The sequence below is a fragment of the Kribbella sp. NPDC104740 genome, assembly GCF_055583505.1.
Map to the genome: position 1 here is coordinate 24,843 of NZ_JBVJNV010000005.1, position 21,309 is coordinate 46,151.

At 70.4% G+C, this 21,309-nt stretch carries 6 protein-coding genes; 1 reads left to right on the plus strand and 5 read right to left on the minus strand.

Features of this window, described 5'->3' with window-relative positions; translation table 11 throughout:
- Window positions 1-4: 4 nt before the first annotated feature.
- Both ACZ6Z4_RS25750 and ACZ6Z4_RS25755 read right to left on the minus strand, forming a co-directional pair.
- Window positions 5-1,369, minus strand: a complete 1,365-nt coding sequence (locus tag ACZ6Z4_RS25750) for a hypothetical protein (RefSeq protein WP_465569340.1) — start codon at window positions 1,367-1,369, stop codon at window positions 5-7.
- 59 nt (window positions 1,370-1,428) lie between these two features.
- On the minus strand, window positions 1,429-1,599 hold the full coding sequence (locus ACZ6Z4_RS25755) for a hypothetical protein (protein ID WP_465569343.1): 171 nt from the start codon (window positions 1,597-1,599) through the stop codon (window positions 1,429-1,431).
- Window positions 1,600-1,738: 139 nt separating this feature from the next.
- On the opposite strand from ACZ6Z4_RS25755, the gene upp reads away from it, so the two are divergent.
- A complete protein-coding gene (upp, locus tag ACZ6Z4_RS25760; RefSeq protein WP_363677136.1) occupies window positions 1,739-2,380 on the plus strand; it encodes a uracil phosphoribosyltransferase in 642 nt (213 codons plus the stop codon).
- Window positions 2,381-2,383: 3 nt separating this feature from the next.
- On the opposite strand, the gene ACZ6Z4_RS25765 is transcribed toward upp, so the two are convergent.
- The 3 genes from ACZ6Z4_RS25765 to ACZ6Z4_RS25775 are packed head-to-tail and all read right to left on the minus strand — an operon-like array spanning window position 2,384 to window position 21,272.
- Window positions 2,384-3,346 carry a phage baseplate protein gene (locus tag ACZ6Z4_RS25765; RefSeq protein WP_465569346.1) on the minus strand — a complete coding sequence of 321 codons (963 nt, stop codon included), beginning with the start codon at window positions 3,344-3,346 and terminating at the stop codon, window positions 2,384-2,386.
- A 59-nt stretch (window positions 3,347-3,405) separates the two neighbouring features.
- Window positions 3,406-5,925 carry a right-handed parallel beta-helix repeat-containing protein gene (locus ACZ6Z4_RS25770; RefSeq protein ID WP_465569348.1) on the minus strand — a complete coding sequence of 840 codons (2,520 nt, stop codon included), beginning with the start codon at window positions 5,923-5,925 and terminating at the stop codon, window positions 3,406-3,408.
- Window positions 5,922-21,272, minus strand: a complete 15,351-nt coding sequence (locus tag ACZ6Z4_RS25775) for a pentapeptide repeat-containing protein (protein WP_465569350.1) — start codon at window positions 21,270-21,272, stop codon at window positions 5,922-5,924. The genes ACZ6Z4_RS25770 and ACZ6Z4_RS25775 overlap by 4 nt, the downstream gene beginning before the upstream one ends.
- Between the last annotated feature and the right edge of the window lie 37 nt (window positions 21,273-21,309).

Sequence of the window (21,309 nt, forward strand, 5' to 3'; positions counted from 1 at the left end):
ACTCCTAGGGCTGTACGGCGAACGGACCGACGACACCGGTCGCACTGCTGGCGAGGGTCGGCAGCATGGCCGGATAGGTGAGCATCACCTGGAACGTCCGGCCGGGCTGGACGTTCACTCCCCAGCGGGTGAAGAAGTACCCGCTGACGGTGGTCCGCGCGGTGCCCACCCGCGCCCACCCGGTCTGGCCGACCTCGCGCGCGTGCACCTCGACCACCTGGTTGTAGACCGGGCCGAGCGTTCCGTCCGCCCGCCGGTACTTCAGCGTGCCGTACGTCGACATCGTCGAGTCCCGATGGATCGGCTGACCCGCGGTCGGCGCGACCGTCGCCCCGACGATGTACGTCGGAGCCTTCGGCAACGCCATCACCTTGACGCTGACCTCGCGCGACGGCGAGTTGTCCACCCGCTGGCCGCGCACCCACACCCGCAGCCGGTAGGTCCCGGGCTTCGTCGGCATCCAGTAGCGCGAGTAGACGCCGTTGGCCGGGATCGGCCCGTACGACGGCGTGGTGACCCACGCGCTGCCGTTGAACACCTGCAGATCCGCGTCGAGCTTGCCCGGGTACGCCGACCCGGAGACCTTCCACCAGCCGTTCGCGTACGCCGTGGGCAGCGCACTCAGGTAGCTCATCGCGATCAGCTTGTGGGCGGTCCGGTAGTCGGTGATCTGCTCGACGTAGTTGCCGCTGGCCGCGGTGAAGGCCCGCAGCGTGGTGTTCTGCGTGAACGCGACGGTGGTCCGGAACCGCCCGGTCGCGTCGGTCTTCGCGGTGGCGACCAGGAGGTCCTGCGTCAGGTGCAGCAGCTTGACCGTGGTGTTGGCGGCCGGGACGAGCGCGCCGGTCTTGGAGTACCGGCGCAGCTGGCCGGACAGCGTCGTACGGGCTGTGCCGCTGGTCCGCGCCGGCTGGTCGAACGTCAGCACGCTGCCGCGGTACACGTGGAACGGCACGTTGGTCTCCAGCACGTTCGCGCCGTGGGTGACCTTGGTGATCACCCAGTCACCCTCACCGGTCGCGGCGGTCAGCGGGAGGAACCCGTACCAGGTCCAGCTCGGCGGCGTCCCCCGGCCACCCTCGTTCGGCAGGGCGACCGTCTGCTGCTGCGAGCCGTCCTTCTTCTGGACGTACGCGACCATCCCGCTGCAGTCGAGCGAGTCGCGGTTGGCGTGCATCTCGATCGGCACGCTCCCGGACGCGTCCAGCACGATGGTCTGGACCGGCGAGGTGTCCTGGCTGATCGTGGGCTGGTTGTAGAGACACTCGTCGTCGGCGGCGTCGGCATCGAGCGCGGCGGCGCTCATCCCCGCGGTGACCAGGCTCGCGACGGCCAGCAGTGCGACCGGCAGCTTCGAACGGATTCTCATGGCGTCGCTCCTGAGCAGAAGGTCTCTTGCTCAGCCAGATGCACGCCAGGGGCGAAAAGTTAGTGGTGGTACGTCGCCCGCCGCATCGCGGCCCGGATCTGGCGGATCCGGGCCCGCCGGGGCAGCACCCGGTCGCGGAGCGCTTTGGCCTCCTCCAACTCGCGCAGGAAGGCCGCGCGGCGGCGCAGACGGTCCAGCTGCTCGGGCGACTTACCGGAGGTCTCGGTCACGGGCGCACGTCCGTCCGGGTCGGTTGAGGTCGGAGCGCCCTGGGGCGGGCGGGGGCACGAACCAAAATCGACTGCACCCCAACCGTATCGGGGACCGAGGTTTCCCGGGACGAATCGCCGACGCGGTAGCGTTCCGGCCATGCAGATCCTCGTCGTGGACCACCCGCTCGTCGCCCACAAGCTCACCACGCTGCGGGACCGGAGCACCGACTCGCCGACCTTCCGGCGGCTGACCGAGGAGCTCGTCACGCTGCTCGCCTACGAGGCGACCCGGGACGTGCGGACCGGCCCGATCACCGTCCAGACCCCGGTCGCGGAGGCGGAGGGGATCAAGCTGACCTCGCCGAAGCCGCTCGTCGTACCGATCCTGCGGGCCGGGCTCGGCATGCTCGAAGGCATGTCCCGGCTGCTGCCGACGGCCGAGGTCGGCTTCCTCGGGATGATCCGCAACGAGGAGACCCTGACCGCGTCGACGTACGCCGAGCGCCTGCCCGAGGACCTGCACGGCCGGCAGTGCTACGTGCTCGACCCGATGCTGGCCACCGGCGGCACGCTGGCGGTCGCGATCCAGTTCCTGGTCGACCGCGGCGCCGACCACATCACCGCGATCTGCCTGCTGGCCGCCCCGGAGGGCGTCGAGCGGATCGAGCGCGAGCTCGCCGACCTGAACGTCCCGTGCACGCTGGTGATCGCCGGCATGGACTCGCACCTGAACGAGAAGGGCTACATCGTCCCCGGCCTGGGCGACGCCGGTGACCGCCTGTACGGCGTCGCCCAGTAGCTCCTAGACGAGCGTGTTGCGGTAGAAGAAGTTGGCCCGGCGATCCCCGGTGACCCCGGAGGCGAAGCCGAAGTAGAGCCGCGCGGTCGCGTCGGTGGCGCCGTACACGGCCATCCCCTCGGCCTCGCGGTAGGTCAGGCTCTTCCCGGCCAGCGTCAGGAACGAGTCGACGAGCTCACCGCGGTTGATGTCGTAGCACCACAGCTTCGAGTTGGCCTTGGTCTCGTCGGGCTCGCCCGGGTAGGCCTCGCCCTCCCAGAAGTAGCAGTACGAGCCGTAGAGCGCCCAGCCCTGGAAGTCGATCCCCGGCGTCAGGGCGGGCTGCTTGAAGCTGGCCAGCACGTTGCTGTAGTCGCCGGCCTGCGCCGCGGCCAGCGAGTAGATGTTGATGTGCATCCCGTCGGCCAGCGAGTGCCGTACGCCGAGCCGCCCGTACCGCTGGTCGACGGCCGGCGTGAAGACCGACCCGTTCGCGACCGGTTTCCACTTGGTCAGCGACGCCGAGTCCTTGGTCAGCGTGGCGCCGTTCTGCCACGGGAAGCGGCAGATCTGCCGGCCACGCCCGTTCGCGGTGTCGACGTCGGTCTCGGTCCACAGGTACGACGTACTGCCGACGCCCTGGGCGCCGATCGAGACGCCGTGCCCGAAGCCGGTCAGGTACATGTGCCCGAGCACGGTCCCGGAGAAGTTCAACTGGCTCAGCGTCAGCGTGCCGCTGTTCGCGGCCGTGCCGGAGCGCAGCTGAGCGGTGAAGATCCGGTTGTTCGGGGTGTCGAAGGCCATCGACTGCATGACCGTCGGGCCCCAGAGCGGTTTGTGCCGGAAGAACTCGTTGGTGGTCGCGCTCATCTTGAACCGCTTGGTGGCGGGCAGCGCGGTGGTGTGGGCGGAGGCGGTGGGGGCGGGGAGGCGGACGAGACCGGCAGCAACGATCGCGCCGAGCAGACCGCGGCGGGAAAGGTTCATGCTGTGAGCGTAAGAGCAGTAATTCACACTGTCATCAGCTCACTTCACACTTTTTTCTGTTAGAACGTCTCCGGCAGGTCGGCGGACTCCAGCGAGACCAGCTGCTTGGGGGTCGGCGCGGCGATCTCGGCCAGGCGGTGGGCCTGGCGTTCGGTCATCTGCTGGAACATCTGCCGCGCGGTGCGCCCGTTGCCGAAGCCCTCGCCGCGGGGCAGGACCTGGAACACGTGCGACAGGGCGGCCTTCGCGTCGCCGCTGAGCTCGTACTGGTGCTCGTTCGCGTGGAACTCGAAGATCGCCACCAGCTCGGCCGGGGTGTAGTCGTCGAACAGCATCGTGCGGGTGAAACGCGACGACAGACCGGGGTTGGAGCCGATGAAGCGGCCCATGTCGTTCACGTAGCCGGCGACGATCACCACCAGGTCCTCGCGGTGGTCCTCCATCATCTTGACCAGCGTCGCGATCGCCTCGGAGCCGAAGTCGTTGCCGATGCCGACCGGGGCCAGCGAGTACGCCTCGTCGATGAACAGCACGCCGCCGAGCGCCTGGGTGATCGCGGCGGTCGTCTTCGGGCCGGTGTGCCCGACGTACTCGCCGACCAGCGCGGTCCGGTCGACCTCGACCAGGTGTCCCTTGCGCAGCAGCCCGAGCGCCTTCAGCACCCGGCCGTACAGCCGGGCCACCGTCGTCTTGCCGGTACCGGGGTTGCCCGCGAAGACCAGGTGCCGGCTCAGCGGCGGCGCGGGCAGCCCGGCCTCCTGCCGCATCCGCACGGTCTGCATCAGCTTCACCATCGACTGCACGTCGCGCTTCACCCGGTCGAGCCCGACCTGCGCGTCGAGCTCGGCGAGCACGTCCTCGAGCGTCTCGTCCTCGGGCGGCATCGTCTCGTCCAGCGCCGCGACCGGCTCGGTCACGGCCGGCGCTCCCCCGGCAGCGGCCGCCGGCACCGCCGCGGCCGGAGCCATCGGTACGCCGTCGACCGTGCAGTCCTCGAAGACCGGGCTCGCGCCGTCGTCCTGACCGGCCGCGCCCTCGCAGTCCCGGATCCGGACGTGCCGCAGGACCGGCGTACTGCCGCTGCTCAGGTGCAGCGCCGGGTAGCGCGTACCGACCACGTCGCAGTCGGTGTAGGTCCCGGCCGCCTTCTCGGCGAGGAAGATCCCGTTCTTGGCGACGCCGCTGACCCGCAGCCCGGTGACGGTCGGCGAGACGCCGGACCAGACCACCAGCCCCGATCCCTCGCAGCTCTCGACCGTGCTCCCGGCGATCTCGGCGCTGGCGCCGGTTCCCAGCACGATCCCGGCCGCCTTCGTCCGGCTCACCCGCGCCGCGTCCACCCGAACCAGCCCGGTCCCGGACAACTCGACCCCGGTCCCGGCCGTCGCGCTCACCGAGCACGCGGTCAGCGTCGTCGCAGCGGCCGTCTCCAGGTGGATCCCGACCGCGCCACCAGTGATCCGGCAGTCCTCGGCCCGAACCGTCGCCTGGTCCACGACCGACAGCGCAGTCAGGCCCACATCGGTCACGCCACACGCGTCCAGCTCGACCCGCGACGTCCCAGTCGCGTGCACGCCGTGCTCGGCGCCGCCACGGATCAGGCAGTCGGCCAGCCGCACCGACGCCGTCCCGGTCAGATGCACAGCGCTGTACGTCGTACGGTCGAACCGGGTGTCGGTCAGCACCGCCTCGGCCGCGTCAGAGATCAGCAGCCCGTTCGCCCCCGCGTCGGGCACCGTGCAGCCTCGAGCAGTAAGCGACGCGGAGTCCTGAACGACCAGCCCGCTGGCCTTCGCACCGCGCAACCGGCAGTCGACCAGCTCGACCTTCGCCGTACCGGCAGCCTGCACGGCGGCCGCCCCGGCCTGGTCGATCGACACCTCCTGCAGCACTCCGGCCGCGTTGTCCTCGACCAGTACGCCGGCCATCCCCGTCCGCCGCAGCACCGAGTCGGTCAGCTTGACCCGGCTCTCACCCCGCAGCCGCAGTCCGTACCCGGCGACGTCGCTCATCCGGAGCCGGTTCGCCTCCAGGTAGGCGCCACCGGACAGCACGATGCCGATCCCGTCGATCGTCTCGACCGTGCAGTCGTCGACCTGTACCCGGACCGCGCCCGCGACGTGCATCGCGGCCAGCCGCCCGTTGCCCAGGGTCGAGCGGCGGACGAGCAGCGACGTCACGCCGTACCCGCTCAGGTCGGTCCCGCCGCCTTCGTTGCCCCGGGCATGGATCCGGCTGCCGGTCACCGCGCAGTCCTCGATCAGCAGCCCGGCCCCGCCGGTGACCCCGATCGCCGGGGTCCCGCTGTCGTCGGCGGCCCGGACGACCAGGCCGCGCAGCGCGCACTCCAGCCCCTCGACGACCACCGCGGGCTCGCCGCTGCCGGCGACACCGGTCAGCTCCACGCTGCCCTGGCCCTGCTCGGCGATCACGACGATCGAGCGGTCCAGGACCACCTGCTCCTGGTACGAGCCCGGGGCGACCGCGACCACGTCACCGGGCGATGCGGCCCGGACCGCGTCGGAGATCCGGCGGAACGTCCCCCGCCCGCCCTTGAGGGCCACATACCTGGTCGTCACTGCGCTCCCTGTCCTCCGGTCGTCGCCTGCACCCCTGGCGGCAGCACCAGACCCGAGGCGGTGGTCTGCAGCGCAGGCACGTTAACACTCGACGGCAGGACCAGCAGCGAGGAGGAGCCGCCCACCGGCTCGTTGGAGGCGTACCAGCTCGGGTTGATCGAGGACCGGATCGCGCTGGTCAGGAAGACGCCCTGGATGGACTTCTCGAACATCCGGAACGGGATCTGGATCCAGAAGTCGGCGAAGCCCTGCCGGTGGAAGAACCGGCTGCCGCCGAAGCTGGTGCCGATCGTCTTCACCAACGCCGTGCTGACACCGGTGGTGAGTGTCGCGACCGCGTTGATCGCACCGTCGCCGACCGCGTCCCACCCGGACAGCTTGACCGAGTTGCCGTCGGCATCGGTGATTCCGAAGATCGAGGCGTTCATGGTGCCGTTGACGAAACCGGACAGCAGCGACGGCCCGAAGTTGAAGCCGTAGTCGTAGGTGCCACCACGCCAGCGGGTCGCCGACTCGTTGCCGGTCCACTCGTTGTTCCAGAGCCGGTCGTGGTTGAGCGGCCGCCGGTTCAGGTGCTTGCCGGCGTCCAGGTTGACCTGCTCCTGGCGGAACTGCCGCAGCGCGCCGCCGAGCTTGGAGTCGTTGAGCGCGCTGCTCATCCCGGTCTTGATGGTCGCCGAGACCCCGGCGTTCATCAGCGCCTTCAGCGCGTCCTTGCCGGTGAACGACCGGCCCTGCGCGTCGGCGATGATCGCGTTCACGATCAGGTTGGCGGTGAACTCGAGCACGAACTCCTGCCCGAACTCGATCATCGCCTTCTGCCCGACGCTCTTCCAGAACGGCGCGTACGCCGCCTCCCGCAACGCCGGGTCGCCGTTCGGCAGCAGCGTGCTGCCGCGGCCGAGCGTCCAGTCGCTGTCGGTCAGGAACGGCATCCGCTGCGGCTCGCGCAGCCGCCGGCCCCAGCCGCGCATCTCGGTCAGGCCGCCGCGGAAGTCGTACTCGCTGCCGGTCAGCGTGAGCTTGTCGCCGCGCATCTCGAAGACCAGGCCGTCGTGCCCACGCTCGCCGATCACCCGGCCGTCCTGGTCGTACAGCTTCCACTGGCCGCGCCAGTTCTCGGTCTCCAGGTAGTTCGTCCCGGACAGCTTGCGCTCCCGGACGACGGCGCCGTGGTCGAACTCCTTCCACTGCCCGTACTCCGGCCGCCCGGCCCCGTCGAGGTGGTACTCCCGGACCCGCAGCGGGCTGTCGCTCAGGTGCAGCGGCACCTCGCGGATGACGTCGTCACCCGCCGCACCGCCCGGGCGGAGGTCGGCGAAGTGGTCGGAGCCGCGGACCCAGCCCTGCTGCCAGTCGGCGCCGGTGCTCCACATCCGGACCAGGTCCTGGTCCCCGGCGACGCGAACGCCGAGCTTGTCGAAGGTGCCGCTGCGCCAGTGCTGGTTGGGCAGCTTCCACGACTCGACGTACCGGCCGCCGTCGAGCATCCGGCGGTCCCGAATCAAGTTGCCTGCGGCATCGAAATCGCGGAACGAGTCGTCCCAGGACAGCGTGTCGTCGGTCGAGCCGCGGAAGAACACCCGGTCGCCCTCGCGGCCCGCGATCGCGGTCCCGTTCACGTCGAGCTCCCGCCAGCGCCAGTGCGCCGAGTCGGCGGCGCCGGTCCCGACGACGTACCGCTGGCCGTTGCCGGCCGTGTTCGGGGCCTTGTGCGAGACACCGGTCAGGTTGCCGTGCCCGTCCCGCTCGAACCAGACGTTGCGGTTCTGCGGCTCGGGGAACTCGCGGACGAGGCCGCCCGGGAAGCCCTCCCGGACCGTCACCCAGGCGCCGTTCACCTCGGTGACGTCGCTCCACCGGTCGCCCGCGGTGACCCGCCAGCCGCGCTGCGGGCCCGCTTCCCAGGCGGTGCCGCCCGACGGGTGCACGGTGGTCGGCGGCGTCGCGTGGTCGCCGACCTTGAGCGTGGTGCCGTCGTGCAGCTTGCCGGTCGAGCGGACGAAGCTGCCGTCGAGCGCGACGTCGACGACCGAGGCGTCGTTGCCGACGTACCGGATGCCCTGGCCGGCGTTCGGGCCGGTCTGCTCCCAGCGGAAGATCTGGAACCGGGCGTCGTCGGCCAGGTGCGCGGCCTGGCCGACCGGGCGCTGGTTGCCGTAGATCGTCTCCCGGACCCAGACCGGCGGCCGCTGCTCGCCTTGGCGGACGACGGTCAGCAGGCCGTCGCCCGTGACCGTCTGCGCGCCGCCGGACTCGCGGCCCTGGCGGGACAGCTGGTCCCACGTACCGGGCCGTTCGAGCGCGCCGTCCGCGGTCCTGACCAGCGTGAACTCCTGGTACTGGCCGGCCGACGAGGTGCCGTGCCAGTTGCCCCACTTCTGCTGGGCGACATCGGTCACCTCGACGTCGTTCACGGTCCGGGTGACGGTGTCCTTCCAGCCGTCACCGACGGTCTCCCGAACTCGGTTGCCGTCAGCAACCGGGTTCGCGTGGTCGTCGAACTTGTACCAGTGCCAGTCGTCGCCGTTCTTGGTCGCCAGCACGTGACCGGTCGAGCTGTTGTACTTCTGCAGCCCCTCGCGGTACTCGCGGATCGTGCGGCCGTTGTGGACGTCGGTCCAGCCGGCGCCGGTGGTGTCGAAGTGCCGCTTGCCCCAGCCGGTCGTCGTCACCCCGTCCTGGGCGTAGCTGACCCAGGTCGAGCTGCGGTCGAACCGGCCGAAGCCGAGCGTGTCCGTACGCCGGAAGCTGTCGAGCAGCGACCCGTCCGGCAGCCAGCGGCGCTCGAAGACCTCGACCGGCTTCCCCGTCGAGCTCATCAGCTTGATCCGCCCGTTGCCGATCCCGGAGACGTCGACCTTGCCGTGCAGGAAGCCGCCGGTCGTCTCGTCCCCGACCCGCGACCAGGTCCCGGCCGCATGGTCGACGACGTACGAGAACCGCGTGGGCTGCCCGTTGCGGACCACCGGGAAGCCCTGCTGCAGCAGGTCCCCGGTCCGCGAGAAGGTGTGGAACTCGCCGTGCCGGGCCATCCCCGGCAGGTTGATCTGCAGCCGCACCGATCCGTCGTCGGCGATCGTCACCACGTGCGGACGCCGCATCGGTACGCCGTTCGCGTCGGTCCACCGCACCGTTCCGTCCGGCTGCCGCACGACGCGGGTGAGCCCGCCTTCGAGTGCGTTCGGCCGGATGTCGGTGACCTCGCGGACCAGTCCACCGTTCAGGTCGAACACGTCGTGCCCGCCCGCGCTCCGGGCGACCGTGAAGTGGCCCGCCTCCGCGTCGAAGGTGACGGTCCGGCCGGGCACCGGCGTGTGGTCCGCGTCGACGCGGCGCGCGGTGTTCCCGGTGATCTCGAGGAAGCCGGTCTCGCCCGGGAGCGTCATCGTGTGGCCGCGGGTCGCGAACGCGCCGTTGGCGTCGTACAGGCGGAAGCCGCCGTCGTCGGCGACCCGGAAGCCGCCGTTCGGCAGCAGGTCGACCTGGTGCGTCACCGGTACGTCGGCGCGCGTCCGCAGCTGCAGGGTGTTGTCGGCGTGGTGGACGACGACCAGCCGGTCGTTGACGCCGACGCCCGGCTGGTGCATCGGGATCCGCCGGTCGAGCCCGGCGCCCAGCTCGTCGAACGTGCGGGCGATGCCGGCCGGGTCGGTGATCCGCAGGTTGCCGTTCGGCAGGACGTCGATCTGGTGCGGCAGCCGGGTCCCGAGGTGGTCGACGAACTGGAGGTTGCCGCCCTCGGTCCGGTAGCGGTAGACCGGCGTCGGGAAGTCGGCGTGCAGGACCCGGCCGCCGGTACCGGTGCGGATGCCGTCGGCACCGAACCAGCGGACGTCGTTGAGACCGTCGTCGACGACCATCAGCTGCCCGTTCGGGAGCCGGTTGGCGTGCGTGTTCGGGACCGGCGTGCCGTTGCCGTCGAGGATCCGGAGGCCGCCGGCCGGGTTCGGCTCGGCGAACAGCGTGCCGTGCAGGTTCAGCCGGTCGGTGAGCGCCAGGCCGTCGGTGACGTGGACGCCGGTCGGCCCGAACCGCTGGGTCTGCCCGTTCGCGCCGGTGACCCGGAACCCGCCGTCGGGCAGCAGGTCCGTCGTTGTCCCGGTGATCGTCCGGCCCTGGACGTCGACCAGCCGCGCGCCGCCGCCGGCGTCGATCTCGACGAACCGGTCGCCGCGCAGGTGGTTGCTGTTGACAACGGATCGGCCGTCGCCGAGGTGGGTGCCGTCGGCGGCGTACCGCTGGGCGAACCCGTTGTCGTCGAAGATCCGGAAGCCGCCGTCGTCGAGGGCCCGGATCGCGAAGTCGTCCGCGCCGTTGCCGACCAGGTGGAACGCGCCGTCGGCGTCGCGGATGACGATCCGCTCGGTCGTCCCGGCCAGGCTGAACCGGTCGCCCTCGAAACCGGCCTTGACCACCATGCCGTCGGTGCCGTCGTTCAGGCGGCCCTTCGCGTCCAGCCGCGGCCGGTCCGGCAATGACTGGGTGCGCAGGTCGTCGAGCCCGGCGAGCAGGTGGTCGGCGGTGGTCGGGTTGTTCGCGTCGAACACGTACTTGGCGTGGATCAGGTTGTCCTGCGCGGTCTGCAGGTTGACGTGCAGCCGGTCGCCCGGCGCGGTGCCGGCCGACGGGCCGTCGGTGCGGCCGCCGAAGATCCCGTCCGACTTCGACGCGAGCACGAAGTCGTCGTACGCCTTCTGCACCGGGACGAAGTCGAGCATCCGCTGGTTGACCACGGCGTCGGACTCGCCGGGCAGCCGGAACAGCTCCGCCCGGGCCGCGAGGTCGTCGCCCCAGGTCTGCGCCATCGGCTCGGGTGCCTGCCGCCACGACAGCGGCTGCAGCTTGCCCGCGAACGTGTCGCTGTTGTTCAGTACGCCGGACCGCAGGTCGGTCGCGAACGAGCTGAAGTCCGTCCGGCTCCAGGCCCGGCTGAAGATCTGCTGCCCGTCGAACCGCGCGAGCACGGACACCGCGTCGCCCGGGACGTCCCGGGTCACCGTGATCACCAGCTCCCCCGGTACGCCGGGCTTGGCCACCGTGATCACGTTCACCGTGCCGTTGGATTGCACGACCGAGGACGACGTCACGTCGGTCATGCCCTGGAACTTGCGCAGCCCCTCGGTGGAGAACGCGGTCGCGAAGTCGCCGAACGCGGTCTGCGAGGACAGCCCCGGCCACTCCTCGCGGATCAGCTCCTCGACCCGGCCCGGCGGCAGCTGCTCGGCCCGCACCGGGATGATCGTCAGCCCGTCCTCGACCCGGTTCGGACCGGTCCGGATCAGCGTCGTCGGCGCCAGCGTCACCTCCCACTGGGTGGGGTTGACCGCGGCCGCGTCGTCGGCGAGCTGCTGGTAGCCCGGCGGGTACGCCATCGCCAGCTTGCCGTGCTCACCCGGTACGTCGATCTCGAAGACGACCCGGTTCGCCTTGACGCCGTTCTCGGCCCAGGTCTTTTGGAAGTCGAACCCGTTCGAGGTGGACGACGGCAGCCGCTCGACGAACTCGTCGGCCTGCGCGGCCAGCCCGTCCAGCGACATCCCGCGGTACAGGGTGACGTTGCCGTTCGGGCCCTGGAAGGCCAGGTCGTTGGTCTTGGCAACGAAGTCGTCGACCTTCGAGACCAGGTCGTCGAGGTTGTGCACCTGCGCCAGGTCGACGTAGCCGCCGTACCCGCGCTGGGAGGTGAAGGCCGACTGGGCGACGTCGTCCATCAGCTCGCGCAGCGAGTCGTCGGCCGCGGCGGCGTTCAGGTGCGTACGGGACAGGTCGACCGACGACAGCCAGCGGGCCTCGTCGGCCGGTGACAGGCCGCCCGGCGGGATCGGGGTGGGCATCGACCCGGCGAGGCCGGTGTCGAGGCGGAGGAACGCGCCGGTGGTCTGGTCGTACTTCAGCGCGCCGCCCGGGGAGGCGACGGTGATCTCGCGGCCGTTGGCCTTGACCGGCCACTGCACCCCGAGGCCGTCGTGCATCTTCCCGGCGTACAGGCTGCCGGTGAAACCGTCCTCGACCATGGTCAGCCACTGGCCGCCGAGCGGGCCGCCCTGCAGCGGCAGCGACTCGCCGATCTGCGCGAGGTTGCCGCGCCGCATCACCTGGTACTCCCAGGTGTGCGCCGTGCCGCCGTTGTCGAACTTGGTCACCGAGACCGTGCCGCCGGTCTGGATCACCTCGACGTCGTCCAGGCGGCCGACGGTGGTCACGTCGTTGCCCCGGACGGACACCTCGACGCCGGCCGGCAGGTGGTGGTTCTTGACCGAGGTGTCGGCCATCGGGTTCGTCCGGTACGCGCCGCCCGAGCCCTGCGACCGCTCGGGCGCACCGCCGACCAGGCGCGGCCGGTCCTGGATCGACGCCTGCAGCAGGTCGTCCAGCTGCCCGCGCAGGTCGTCGAACCGCATCCCGTGGTTGGCCTCGAACAGCTCCTTCGCGATGTGCAACTGGCTCTCGGCGCGCTGCAGGTTCTGGAACGCGTCGTCGCCGAGCGACGGACCGGTCGACGGTCCGTCGGTGCGCGCGCCGAACTCGTCGTACTTGGCGGCGGCCTTGAAGTAGTTGTCCTGCGTGCGCTGGACGTGGTTGAAGTCGCTGATCCGCGTGGTCAGGTCGTCGCCGGTGTCACCGGCCTTGCGCAGGACGTCGACCCGCGCGGCGTTCTCCGCGTCCCAGATCTGGCTGAGCGTCCGGGTCTGCGGCATGCCCTTCCACGACGCGGGCTCGATCCGGCCGAGGAACTGCTCGTTGTTGTGCAGGACGCCGCCGCGCAGATCGGTCGCGATGTGCGCGAACTCGGTCCGGCTCCAGGTCTTGTCGAAGATCAGGTCGGCGCTGTCCAGCTGGCCGGTGGTGACCCGCACCGAGTCGGCCTCGACGTCCCGGGTGATCGTGATCGCGAGCTGCTCGCCGGCTCCCGGCTTGGTGACGACGATGGTGTTGACCAGGCCGTCGGTGCTCTTCGTCGAGTTCACGGTGACGTCGGACAGCCCGTCGAACTTGCGCAGCCCGTCGGCCGAGAACGCCTTGCCGAAGTCGTCGAAGGCGGTCTCCGACGCGAGCCCCTCCCACTTGGCGGTGATCACTTCGTCGTACTGCGCGAGCGGGATCTGCTCGGCCCGGACCGGGATCACGGTCATCCCGTTCTCGACCCGGACCGGCGCGTCGGTGCGGACCAGCGTCGTCGGGGCGAGCGTGACCTCGAACTGGTCCTGGTTCCACGCCTTCGCTTCGCCCGCGCCTGGCTTGTAACCCTCGGGGTAGGACATCGCGAGCTTGTTGTGGGCCGGCGGGACGTCGATCTCGAAGACCACCCGGTTGCTCAGCACACCGTTCTTGGCCCACTCGTCCTGGAACTTCATCGTGCTCGACGTCGAGATCGGCAGCCGCTCGACGAAGCGGTCGGCCTGCATCGCGGCCGGGTCCATCGACATCCCGCGGTACACGGTGATGTTGTCGGCCGGCCCCTTGGTGAGCAGCTCCTGCGTGACGGTGTGGAAGTTCTTCACCTTGCTGACCAGGCCGTTGCCCTCGAGCGCACTCGGGTTCACGAAACCGCCGTAGCCGCGCTTGGAGGTGAAGGACCCGCCCATCACGTCCTTCATCAGGTTCTCGACGGCCTTGTTGGTCACCGCCTCGCCGAGGTGGGCGCGGGAGATGTCGGTCTGGGCGTCCCAGCGCGCCACCCCGTCGCCGGTCAGGCCCTTCGGCGGGTTCGGGCGTCCCAGGGCGTCGCCCGCGAACTCGACCTCGCCCTGGAAGTGGCCGTTGCGGTCGTACCGGTAGACGCCGTCCGGCCCGGCCACGACGATGTCGTCACCGCTCACCTTGACCGGGAGCGTGCCGCTGATGTCGTCCACGACACCGTTGAGCTGACCCGCCATCCCGTGCGCCGTACCGCTGCTGCCGGCCAGCGGCCCGTCGGTCAGGTGGAACGTCTGCCCGGTGAGGTTCGGCCGGCCGATCCCCAGCCGGAACGTCCAGCTCCGGCCGGCCCCGGCCTCGGTGATGGTCAGCTCACGCCCGTTGACCGAGCCGGTGAACGCGTCGGCCCGGCTGCCGGTGAAGCTGACCACGCCGTTCTCGACCTGGAACGAGGCGCCACCGCTCGGGACCTCGAACGAGCGCGCCCCGGCGCCGTCCAGCTTCGGCCGCTTGACCGCGTCGTCGAGCTCGCCGCGGACAGTGTCGAAGTCCAGGTCGTGCTTGCGCTTGAACCCGGTCTTCGCCGCGTCCAGATCGGCCCGCGCCGAGTCCAGGTCGATCCGCGCCTGCTGCCCGACCTGTACGTCGGACGACGGCCCGTCGATGCGGTCACCGTGCAACTGCACGTTGAGCTCGGCGTTGCGCAGGTTCATCTCGGTCTGCTTGAGCCGGGAGACGTCCTCCATCTTGACGTCGACCATCGAGTCGGAGTCGCCCGGCCGGCGAACCACCGCCTGCTTGGCGGCCAGGTCCTGCTCCCACTGCGCGTTGAACGGCTGCTGCCGGTTCCACTCGGCGGGCTTCGGCAGCGCGACGAACAGGTCGTTGTCGTGCAGCGTCCCGGCCTTGAGGTCGGTCGCGATGTTGCCGAACTCCTCCTGGCTCCAGGCCCGGTTGAACCTGGTGCTGCCGTCCACGTCGACCGTGACCCGGACCGAGTCCGCGTGCGGGTCCCGGGTGACGGTGATCTTCAGCTCGCCGGCCACGCCGGGCTTGGTGACCGTGATCTCGTTGAGGTTTCCGGTCACCTTGGACGACGCGGTGACGTCGGCCATGTTCGAGAACTTCTGCAGGTGCACCTGGTCGAAGGCGCGGGCGAAGTCGTCGAAGGCCTCACCGGACGGCATCCCGGACCAGCGTTCGCCGATCAGGTCGTCGATCTGGTCGGACGGGATCTGCTCGGCTCTGACCGGGATGACGGTCAGGCCGTCCTTCTGGAACGGCGGCTCGTCGGTCCGCCGCAGCACGGTCGGCGCCAGCGTCACCTCGAACTGGCCCTGGTTCGGCCCGGGCGCCTCGTGCGGCTTCGGGGTGTACCCGTCCGGGTACGACATCGCCAGCTTGCCGTGCCCTGGCGGGACGTCGATCTGCAGCACCACCCGCTTGCCCGGGTCGGCGCCCTTGGCCCACTGCGGCTGGAACTCCCAGTTGCTCGACGTCGAGATCGGCAGCCGCTCGACGAAGTGCGTCGCGTTGGCCGCGCTCGGGTCCATCGCCAGGCCGCGGTAGACCGTCGTACGGCCGATCGGGCCCTCGCCGAGCAGGTCGTCGGCGATCCGGTTGAAGCGGTGCACCGCGTCGGACAGGACCTCCTCGCCGCCGCGGGCCAGCACCGCCGGGTCGACGTACCCGCCGAAGCCGCGCTTGGAGGTGAAGGCGCCCTCGGAGATGCTCTGCATCATCGCCCGGACCTCGGGGAACTCGCCCGCCGCGGCCATGTGCGTGCGGGAGATGTCGGCCTGGGCCGACCAGCGGGCCAGGTCGTCGACGTGCACCCCGGCCGCCGGTACGGCGGGCGGCAGCGTGCCCGCGACCCCCGGCTCGGCGCGCAGGAAGTTGCCGGCCCGGTCGTAGAACTGCGGCCCGGTCGGCGACGGAACCTTGAACTCGCCCTTCGACCAGCCGACCGCGAGCTTGCCGCCGTCGGCGTCGGGGATCAGCGCGTTCTCGGGCAGAGCGGACTCGATCTGGGTGAAGACCCGCTGCCCGTCGAGCGCACCGCCCTTCAGCACCAGCTCCTCGTGGGTCAGCATCGGCCGGCCGAGCCGGTTCAGCTCGTAGGTCAGCGTGCGCAAGTTGTTGCCATCAGCACCGGTCTGGAAGACCTTCAGGGTCCGGCCGTCGAGCACGCTGCTGTACTCACCGGCCCGGGAGCCGGTGAAGTTCGCGTGCATCCCGTCGAAGGTGAACGCGACGCCGCCCTGCGGGACCGGGAATTCGTTGCCTCCAGCACCCAGTGCTCGGGGGCGATCCTTCAGCGAGTCCATCGTCAGGTCGTCCAGCTGCTGCTGGAGACCGTCCACACTCATCGAGTGCTTGGCCTCGAACGACGTGGTCGCCGTCTGCAGGTCGTTCTCCGCCGCGCGCAGCCCCTGGTTGGCCTGCTGCCCGACCACGAGGTCGTCCAGCGAGGCACCGTCCAGGCGGCCGCCGTGCACCGCGACGTCCTCGAAGGCCGACTTCACGTTGGCCTGCGCGACCTGGACCTCGCGGAAGTCGTCCATCCGGGCGGTGACGACCGCGTCCAGGTCGCCGAACTTGCGGAAGACCTCGGTCTTGGCCGCCATCTCGTCGGCCCAGGTCTGGTCCAGCGACTTGGGCTCGACCGCCTTGCCCTTGCCCTTGACGTCGACCAGCTTGAGGTCGGCCGCCGCGTCGGCGACCTGCCAGGAGGCCGGCTGCGGCAGGTTCGTGAACTGCTCGTTGTTGTGCAGCACGTTGCCGCGCAGGTCGGTGGCCAGATGCTTGAAGTCGGTCTGGCTCCAGGTCCGGTCGAACTTGTTCAGCCCGTCGGAGCTCATCGTGACCCGGACCGAGTCCGCCTTCGGGTCGCGCAGCACCGTGATGGTCAGGTCGTCGGCGAAACCGGGCTTGCTGACGATCGTCGTACTGGTCAGGCCGTCGGTGCTGAGCACGGACTTGGAGGTGACCGAACCGAGGTCCGGGAACTGCTTGAGGCTGCTGGTCTCGAACGCCTTGACGAAGTCGCCGAACGCGGTCTCCGAGGACAGCCCCGGCCACTTGGCGGTGATCACCTCGTCGTACAGCGAGGGCGGGATCTGCTCGGCCCGGACCGGGACGATCGTCATCCCGTTCTCCATCCGGTTCGGACCGGTCCGGACCAGGTTGGTCGGCGACAGCGTCACCTCGAACTGGTCCTGGTTCCAGGCCCTCGCCTCCCCGGCGCCAGGTTTGTAGCCGTCGGGGTACGACATCGACAGCTTGCTGTGCCCGGCCGGGACGTCGATCTCGAAGACCACCCGGTTGCTCAGGGCACCGTTCTTGGCCCACTCCTGCTGGAACTTCGGCGTGCTGGAGGTCGAGATCGGCAGCCGCTCGACGAAGGTGTCGGCCTTCATCGAGGCCGGGTCCATCGACATTCCGCGGTACAGCGTGACGTCGTTCTCCGGGCCGCGGAAGGTCAGGTCCTTGGCGACGGTCTCGAAGTTGTTCACCTTGGCGATCAGGGTGCCGTCCTCGAGCGCCTGCGGGTTCACGTACCCGCCGTACCCGCGCTTGGAGGTGAACGAGCCGCCCGCGACGTCCTTCATCAGGTTCTCGACGGCCTTGTTCTCGGCCGCCATCGTCAGGTGGGTCCGGGAGATGTCGGCCTGCGCGTTCCAGCGGGTCAGCGCGTCGCCGCTCAGGTGCGACGGCGGGACCGGCGTCGGCAGATGCCCGGCCGCGGCCGGTCCGGCGCCGTGGAACTCGCCGGTCTTCGTGTAGACCAGCGGGCCGTCGCCCGAGCCCACGACGAACCCGTCATCGGTGATCTTCACCGCGACCGGACTGCCCTGCGGCCCGTCGACGAGGGCCTTGTCGAAGGTGCCCATCCGGCCCTCGAGCGTGATCGACCGGCCGTCGAACAACCCGCCGTGCAGCGGGAAGGACTCGCCGACCAGGTTGGCCCGGCCGCCGAAGCCGAGCGAGTAGTTCCAGGTGTGCACGATCTGGCCGTCGGCGGACTCGACGATGGTCAGCGCCCGGCCGTTCACCGTCCCGGTCAGGTTGTCGGCCTTCGCGCCGGAGAAGCTGACCTGGCTGCCGTTGAGCTCGAACTTCGAACCGCCGCCGCCCGGCAGGTCCATCGGCCCGCCCCGACCGGCGCCGACCAGGCGCGGCCGCTCCTTCAGCGAGGCCGTCAGGACGTCGTCCAGCTGCTGCTGGATGCCGTCGGCATCCATTCCGTGCTTGCCCGCGAACGAGGCCTTCGCCGCGGACAGGTCGGCGTCGGCCGCCCGCAGGTCGATGTGCACCTGGTCGCCGACCGCCGGCCCGGACGACGGACCGTCGATCCGGGTACCGTGCACGTCGACGTTGTGGGCCGCGGTGTCGAAGTTCGCCTGCGCCCGCTGGACCTGACCGAAGTCGTCCATCTTGGCGTTGACCGCCGCGTCGGTGTCGCCGGGCTTGCGGAACGCCCCGGCCTTCGCCGCCAGGTCGCTGTCCCAGGCCGCGCTGACCGACTGGCTCTCCAGCTTGCCCTGGGCGTTGTAGTGGAACGTGCCGCCCTTGGCGTCGACCAGCTGTACGCCGCCGCCTTCGAGCTGCCGGACGGTGACCCCACCCGGTACGGCGTCGCCGGTGAGCGTGGTGATCCGCAGCTCGCCGCCCGGCGCCTTGACCAGGACCTGGTCGGTGCCGCGCAGGATGCCGTCGGTCTTGGTCAGCCGCAGCCCGTCGTCCAGCTTCAGGCCGCTGCTGTCGAACCGCAGCGTCTGGCCGGTCGCGGTGTCGGTGAAGCGGATGTTGCCGCCGGCCAGCACGTCCATCCGGCCGTCCGGGCCGCCGCCGTACAGGTTGAAGGTGCTCACGCCGCCTTCGGTGCGCTCGACCACGACGTACGCGCCGGGGCGGTCGGGCAGGCCGTTCAGCGGGATCTCGGCCCGGCTCGCGATCGTGTTGGTGCCGATCCCGGAACGGCCGATGTCGTCGCCCTTGGCCAGCGAGTAGCCGGGGTTGTGCACGGCCGGCGCGGGCTGCGGGCGGATCGGGACCAGCTGGGTGTCGAGGTTCTGGGCGGCGTGCGCGTTCGCTCCGGGGACACCGGCCTGGCCGAGGTCCGTCGTCCCGGCGTGGGTCGGGATCGGCTGGTCGCCCACCTTGAGCGCGGGCAGGCCGGCGTCGCCGGGGAGGTTCGTGCTGCGGAGGTTGGTGCCCGGGAGGTTGGTGCTGTGGAGGTTGGTGCCCGGAAGGTTCGTGCTGTGGAGGTTGGTGCCCGGGAGGTTCGTGCCGGGGAGGTTCGTGCCGTTCTGGCCGCCGGTGTGGACGGTGGTCGGCTGGACGTGCAGGTCGGCCGCCCGCTGCGGCAGCGAGATCGGCTGCACGGTGACCGTCGGGGCGTTCGGGACGTTCTGTGTCCCGGCCAGGCCCGGGTTGTCCACCTTCAGGGTCGGCGGCGGGGTCTTCAGGTCGGCCGAGCCGAGGTGGACGTTCGCGTTGACGTCGGCGCTGCCGGGCTTCGGGGTGTGCACCGACGGCGGCGTGACGCCCTGCGTGGTCGAGCCGGGGTTGTGCAGCAGGTCCAGGGCCGCGTTGATCCGGTCGACCGCCGGCGGGGTGAAGGCGTGCGCGCCACCGAAGGTGCCGCCGGTGGCCGAGTGCAGGATCTCGTCGATGCTGCTGGTGAAGTGGTTGGCCTGGAAGCCGTTCGCGGCGCCGTCACCGATCTGGCTGCCGAAGTGGCCGGAGACCGCCGGCGGGTTGTTGCGGATCGCGGAGCCGGACAGGTCGCTGAGGCCGGTCGCGTGGGTCGGCGCCGGAGTGTGCAGCGTGCCGAGGTTGTTCAGCGCCGCGGCCGGCGGCTGGATGTTGATGCCGTTGACGTGCACGCCGGTCGCGCCGGTACCGATGTTCGCGGTGGTGATGTTGGTGATCGACTGGCTGCCGATGTTCGGCGTACCGATCTGGGTCGGCTGCGAGACCGAGCCCACGCCGACGCTGCCGAGGGTCGGGGTCTCGACGTGGACCGGCGCGGGCATGCCGTTGGTGCCGACGTGGATCGGCAGCACCGCCGTACCGACCTGGGGAGTGGGCAGGCCGTTGGTGAGCACGGTCGGCAGTCCCGGCGTACCGACGCTGGGAGTGGGGATGGAGGTCCCGACGTTGACCGCCGGAAGGTTGCTCCCGGCATTGGCCGGGAGGTGGACCCCGCCGGGGGTGATGGTGGTGGTCGGGTTGACGCTGATCCCGAAGTCGCCGGCCTTGACGTTGCCGACGTTGATGTTGATGTCGTCGATCGCGCTGAAGACCTGGCCACCCTTGAAGCCGGAGCCGGTCGCGCTGGTCAGGCCCTCGACGTGGATCGCCGGGATCCGCACCTCGGGGGTGATCAGGCTCTGCAGGAAGCTGTTCTTCGGGACCACGTGCCCGGCGCCGGTGTCGATCGGGATCTGGCTGATCCCGCGGCCGATCCCGGAGATCGTCGGCAGCCCGAAGACGTCCTTGCCCATCACACCGCGGCCGATCACGCCGACCTTCAGCGCCTGGGTGAACGCGGCGAAGTCCGACATCCCGAGCGCCTTGAAGGCGCGGATCTCGTCGCCGGCGACCGGCAGGAAGATCCGGGTCCACTGCAGGTTGCCGAAGTGCGCCTGGATGAACTTGCCACTGTTCACCAGGAAGGTGCCCAGGCCCTTGCCGAACGCCGAGAACCCGTTCCCGATCACGGCCGGCATCTTGCCGATCGCGGTCCCGAGGTTGTGCAGGCCGTTCAGGGTGATCTTGCCGAAGTTGCTGCCGAAGTTCCCGGCCGCGATCGGGAAGTTCCGCAGGTTCTTCACCACGAAGAGCCCGGTCTCCTTGATCGCGATGTTGGCCAGCATCGGCATGCTCTTCAGGCCGGTCAGCAGGCCGTTGAACAGGAAGTCCTTGCTGAACACGTTCTTGAAGGTGTTCGCGATGCCCTTGACCCCGGCCCCGATGCCCTTGCCGATCGCCTTCACGATGCTGAAGATCGGCAGCGCCTTGGTGGTCGGCGCGATCAGTCCGAGCCCGGCCAGGAACAGGTCCAGGAAGCTGGCGTCACCCTTGGCGACGTCGACGATGGTCTTGATGAACAGCGCCAGGTTCACACCGAGGGCCAGCAGCGCGATCGGGCCGCCGAAGATCAGCGCCGGGATGATCAGGATGATCGCCAGCCACTTGAACGCCTCCCAGAACGCCTCGCACTCCGAGATCGGCAGCTGGATGTCGGAGACGCCGCTGATCCGGCCGGAGTACGTCCCGGCCTGCTCGCTCTGGTAGTTGCCCGCGGCCTGGGCCGCGTTCTTCTGGGTCTCCCGCTCCGGGTCGTCCTCGGCCAGCCCGCGGCCCGCGTTCAGCGCGGCGTCGGCCTTGGCCTGCTGCTCGACCACCACGCCGCGCCACTCCCGCAGCGCGGTCGCCGAGGTCTCGAACGCCGAGGCAACGTCCTCGACGTGCCCGCGCAGCCGCCCGTCGACCTTGCCGCGCAGCGCCTCCGCGGTCGCGCCGACGAACACGCTGTCGTCGTTCTTGTTCATCACCGCCTCGATCGCGGTGATGATCTCCCGGGCCTTGGTGCCCATCTTCTGGAAGCCCTCGGCCAGCGCGGCGATCCGCTCGGGGTCCCCCGGCGTGGGGTCCCCGCCGAGTCCGATCGCGTCCCAGTCACCCGGCCGTGGCATCGGTGAACCCTTCTCGCGGCGCAGTGGTCCTTCCGCA

Bases quoted from the DNA above. Each gene is read 5' to 3' on its own strand.
- ACZ6Z4_RS25750 (WP_465569340.1), bottom strand. From the start codon at position 1,369: ATGAGAATCCGTTCGAAGCTGCCGGTCGCACTGCTGGCCGTCGCGAGC.
- upp (WP_363677136.1), top strand. From the start codon at position 1,739: ATGCAGATCCTCGTCGTGGACCACCCGCTCGTCGCCCACAAGCTCACC.
- ACZ6Z4_RS25765 (WP_465569346.1), bottom strand. From the start codon at position 3,346: ATGAACCTTTCCCGCCGCGGTCTGCTCGGCGCGATCGTTGCTGCCGGT.
- ACZ6Z4_RS25775 (WP_465569350.1), bottom strand. From the start codon at position 21,272: ATGCCACGGCCGGGTGACTGGGACGCGATCGGACTCGGCGGGGACCCC.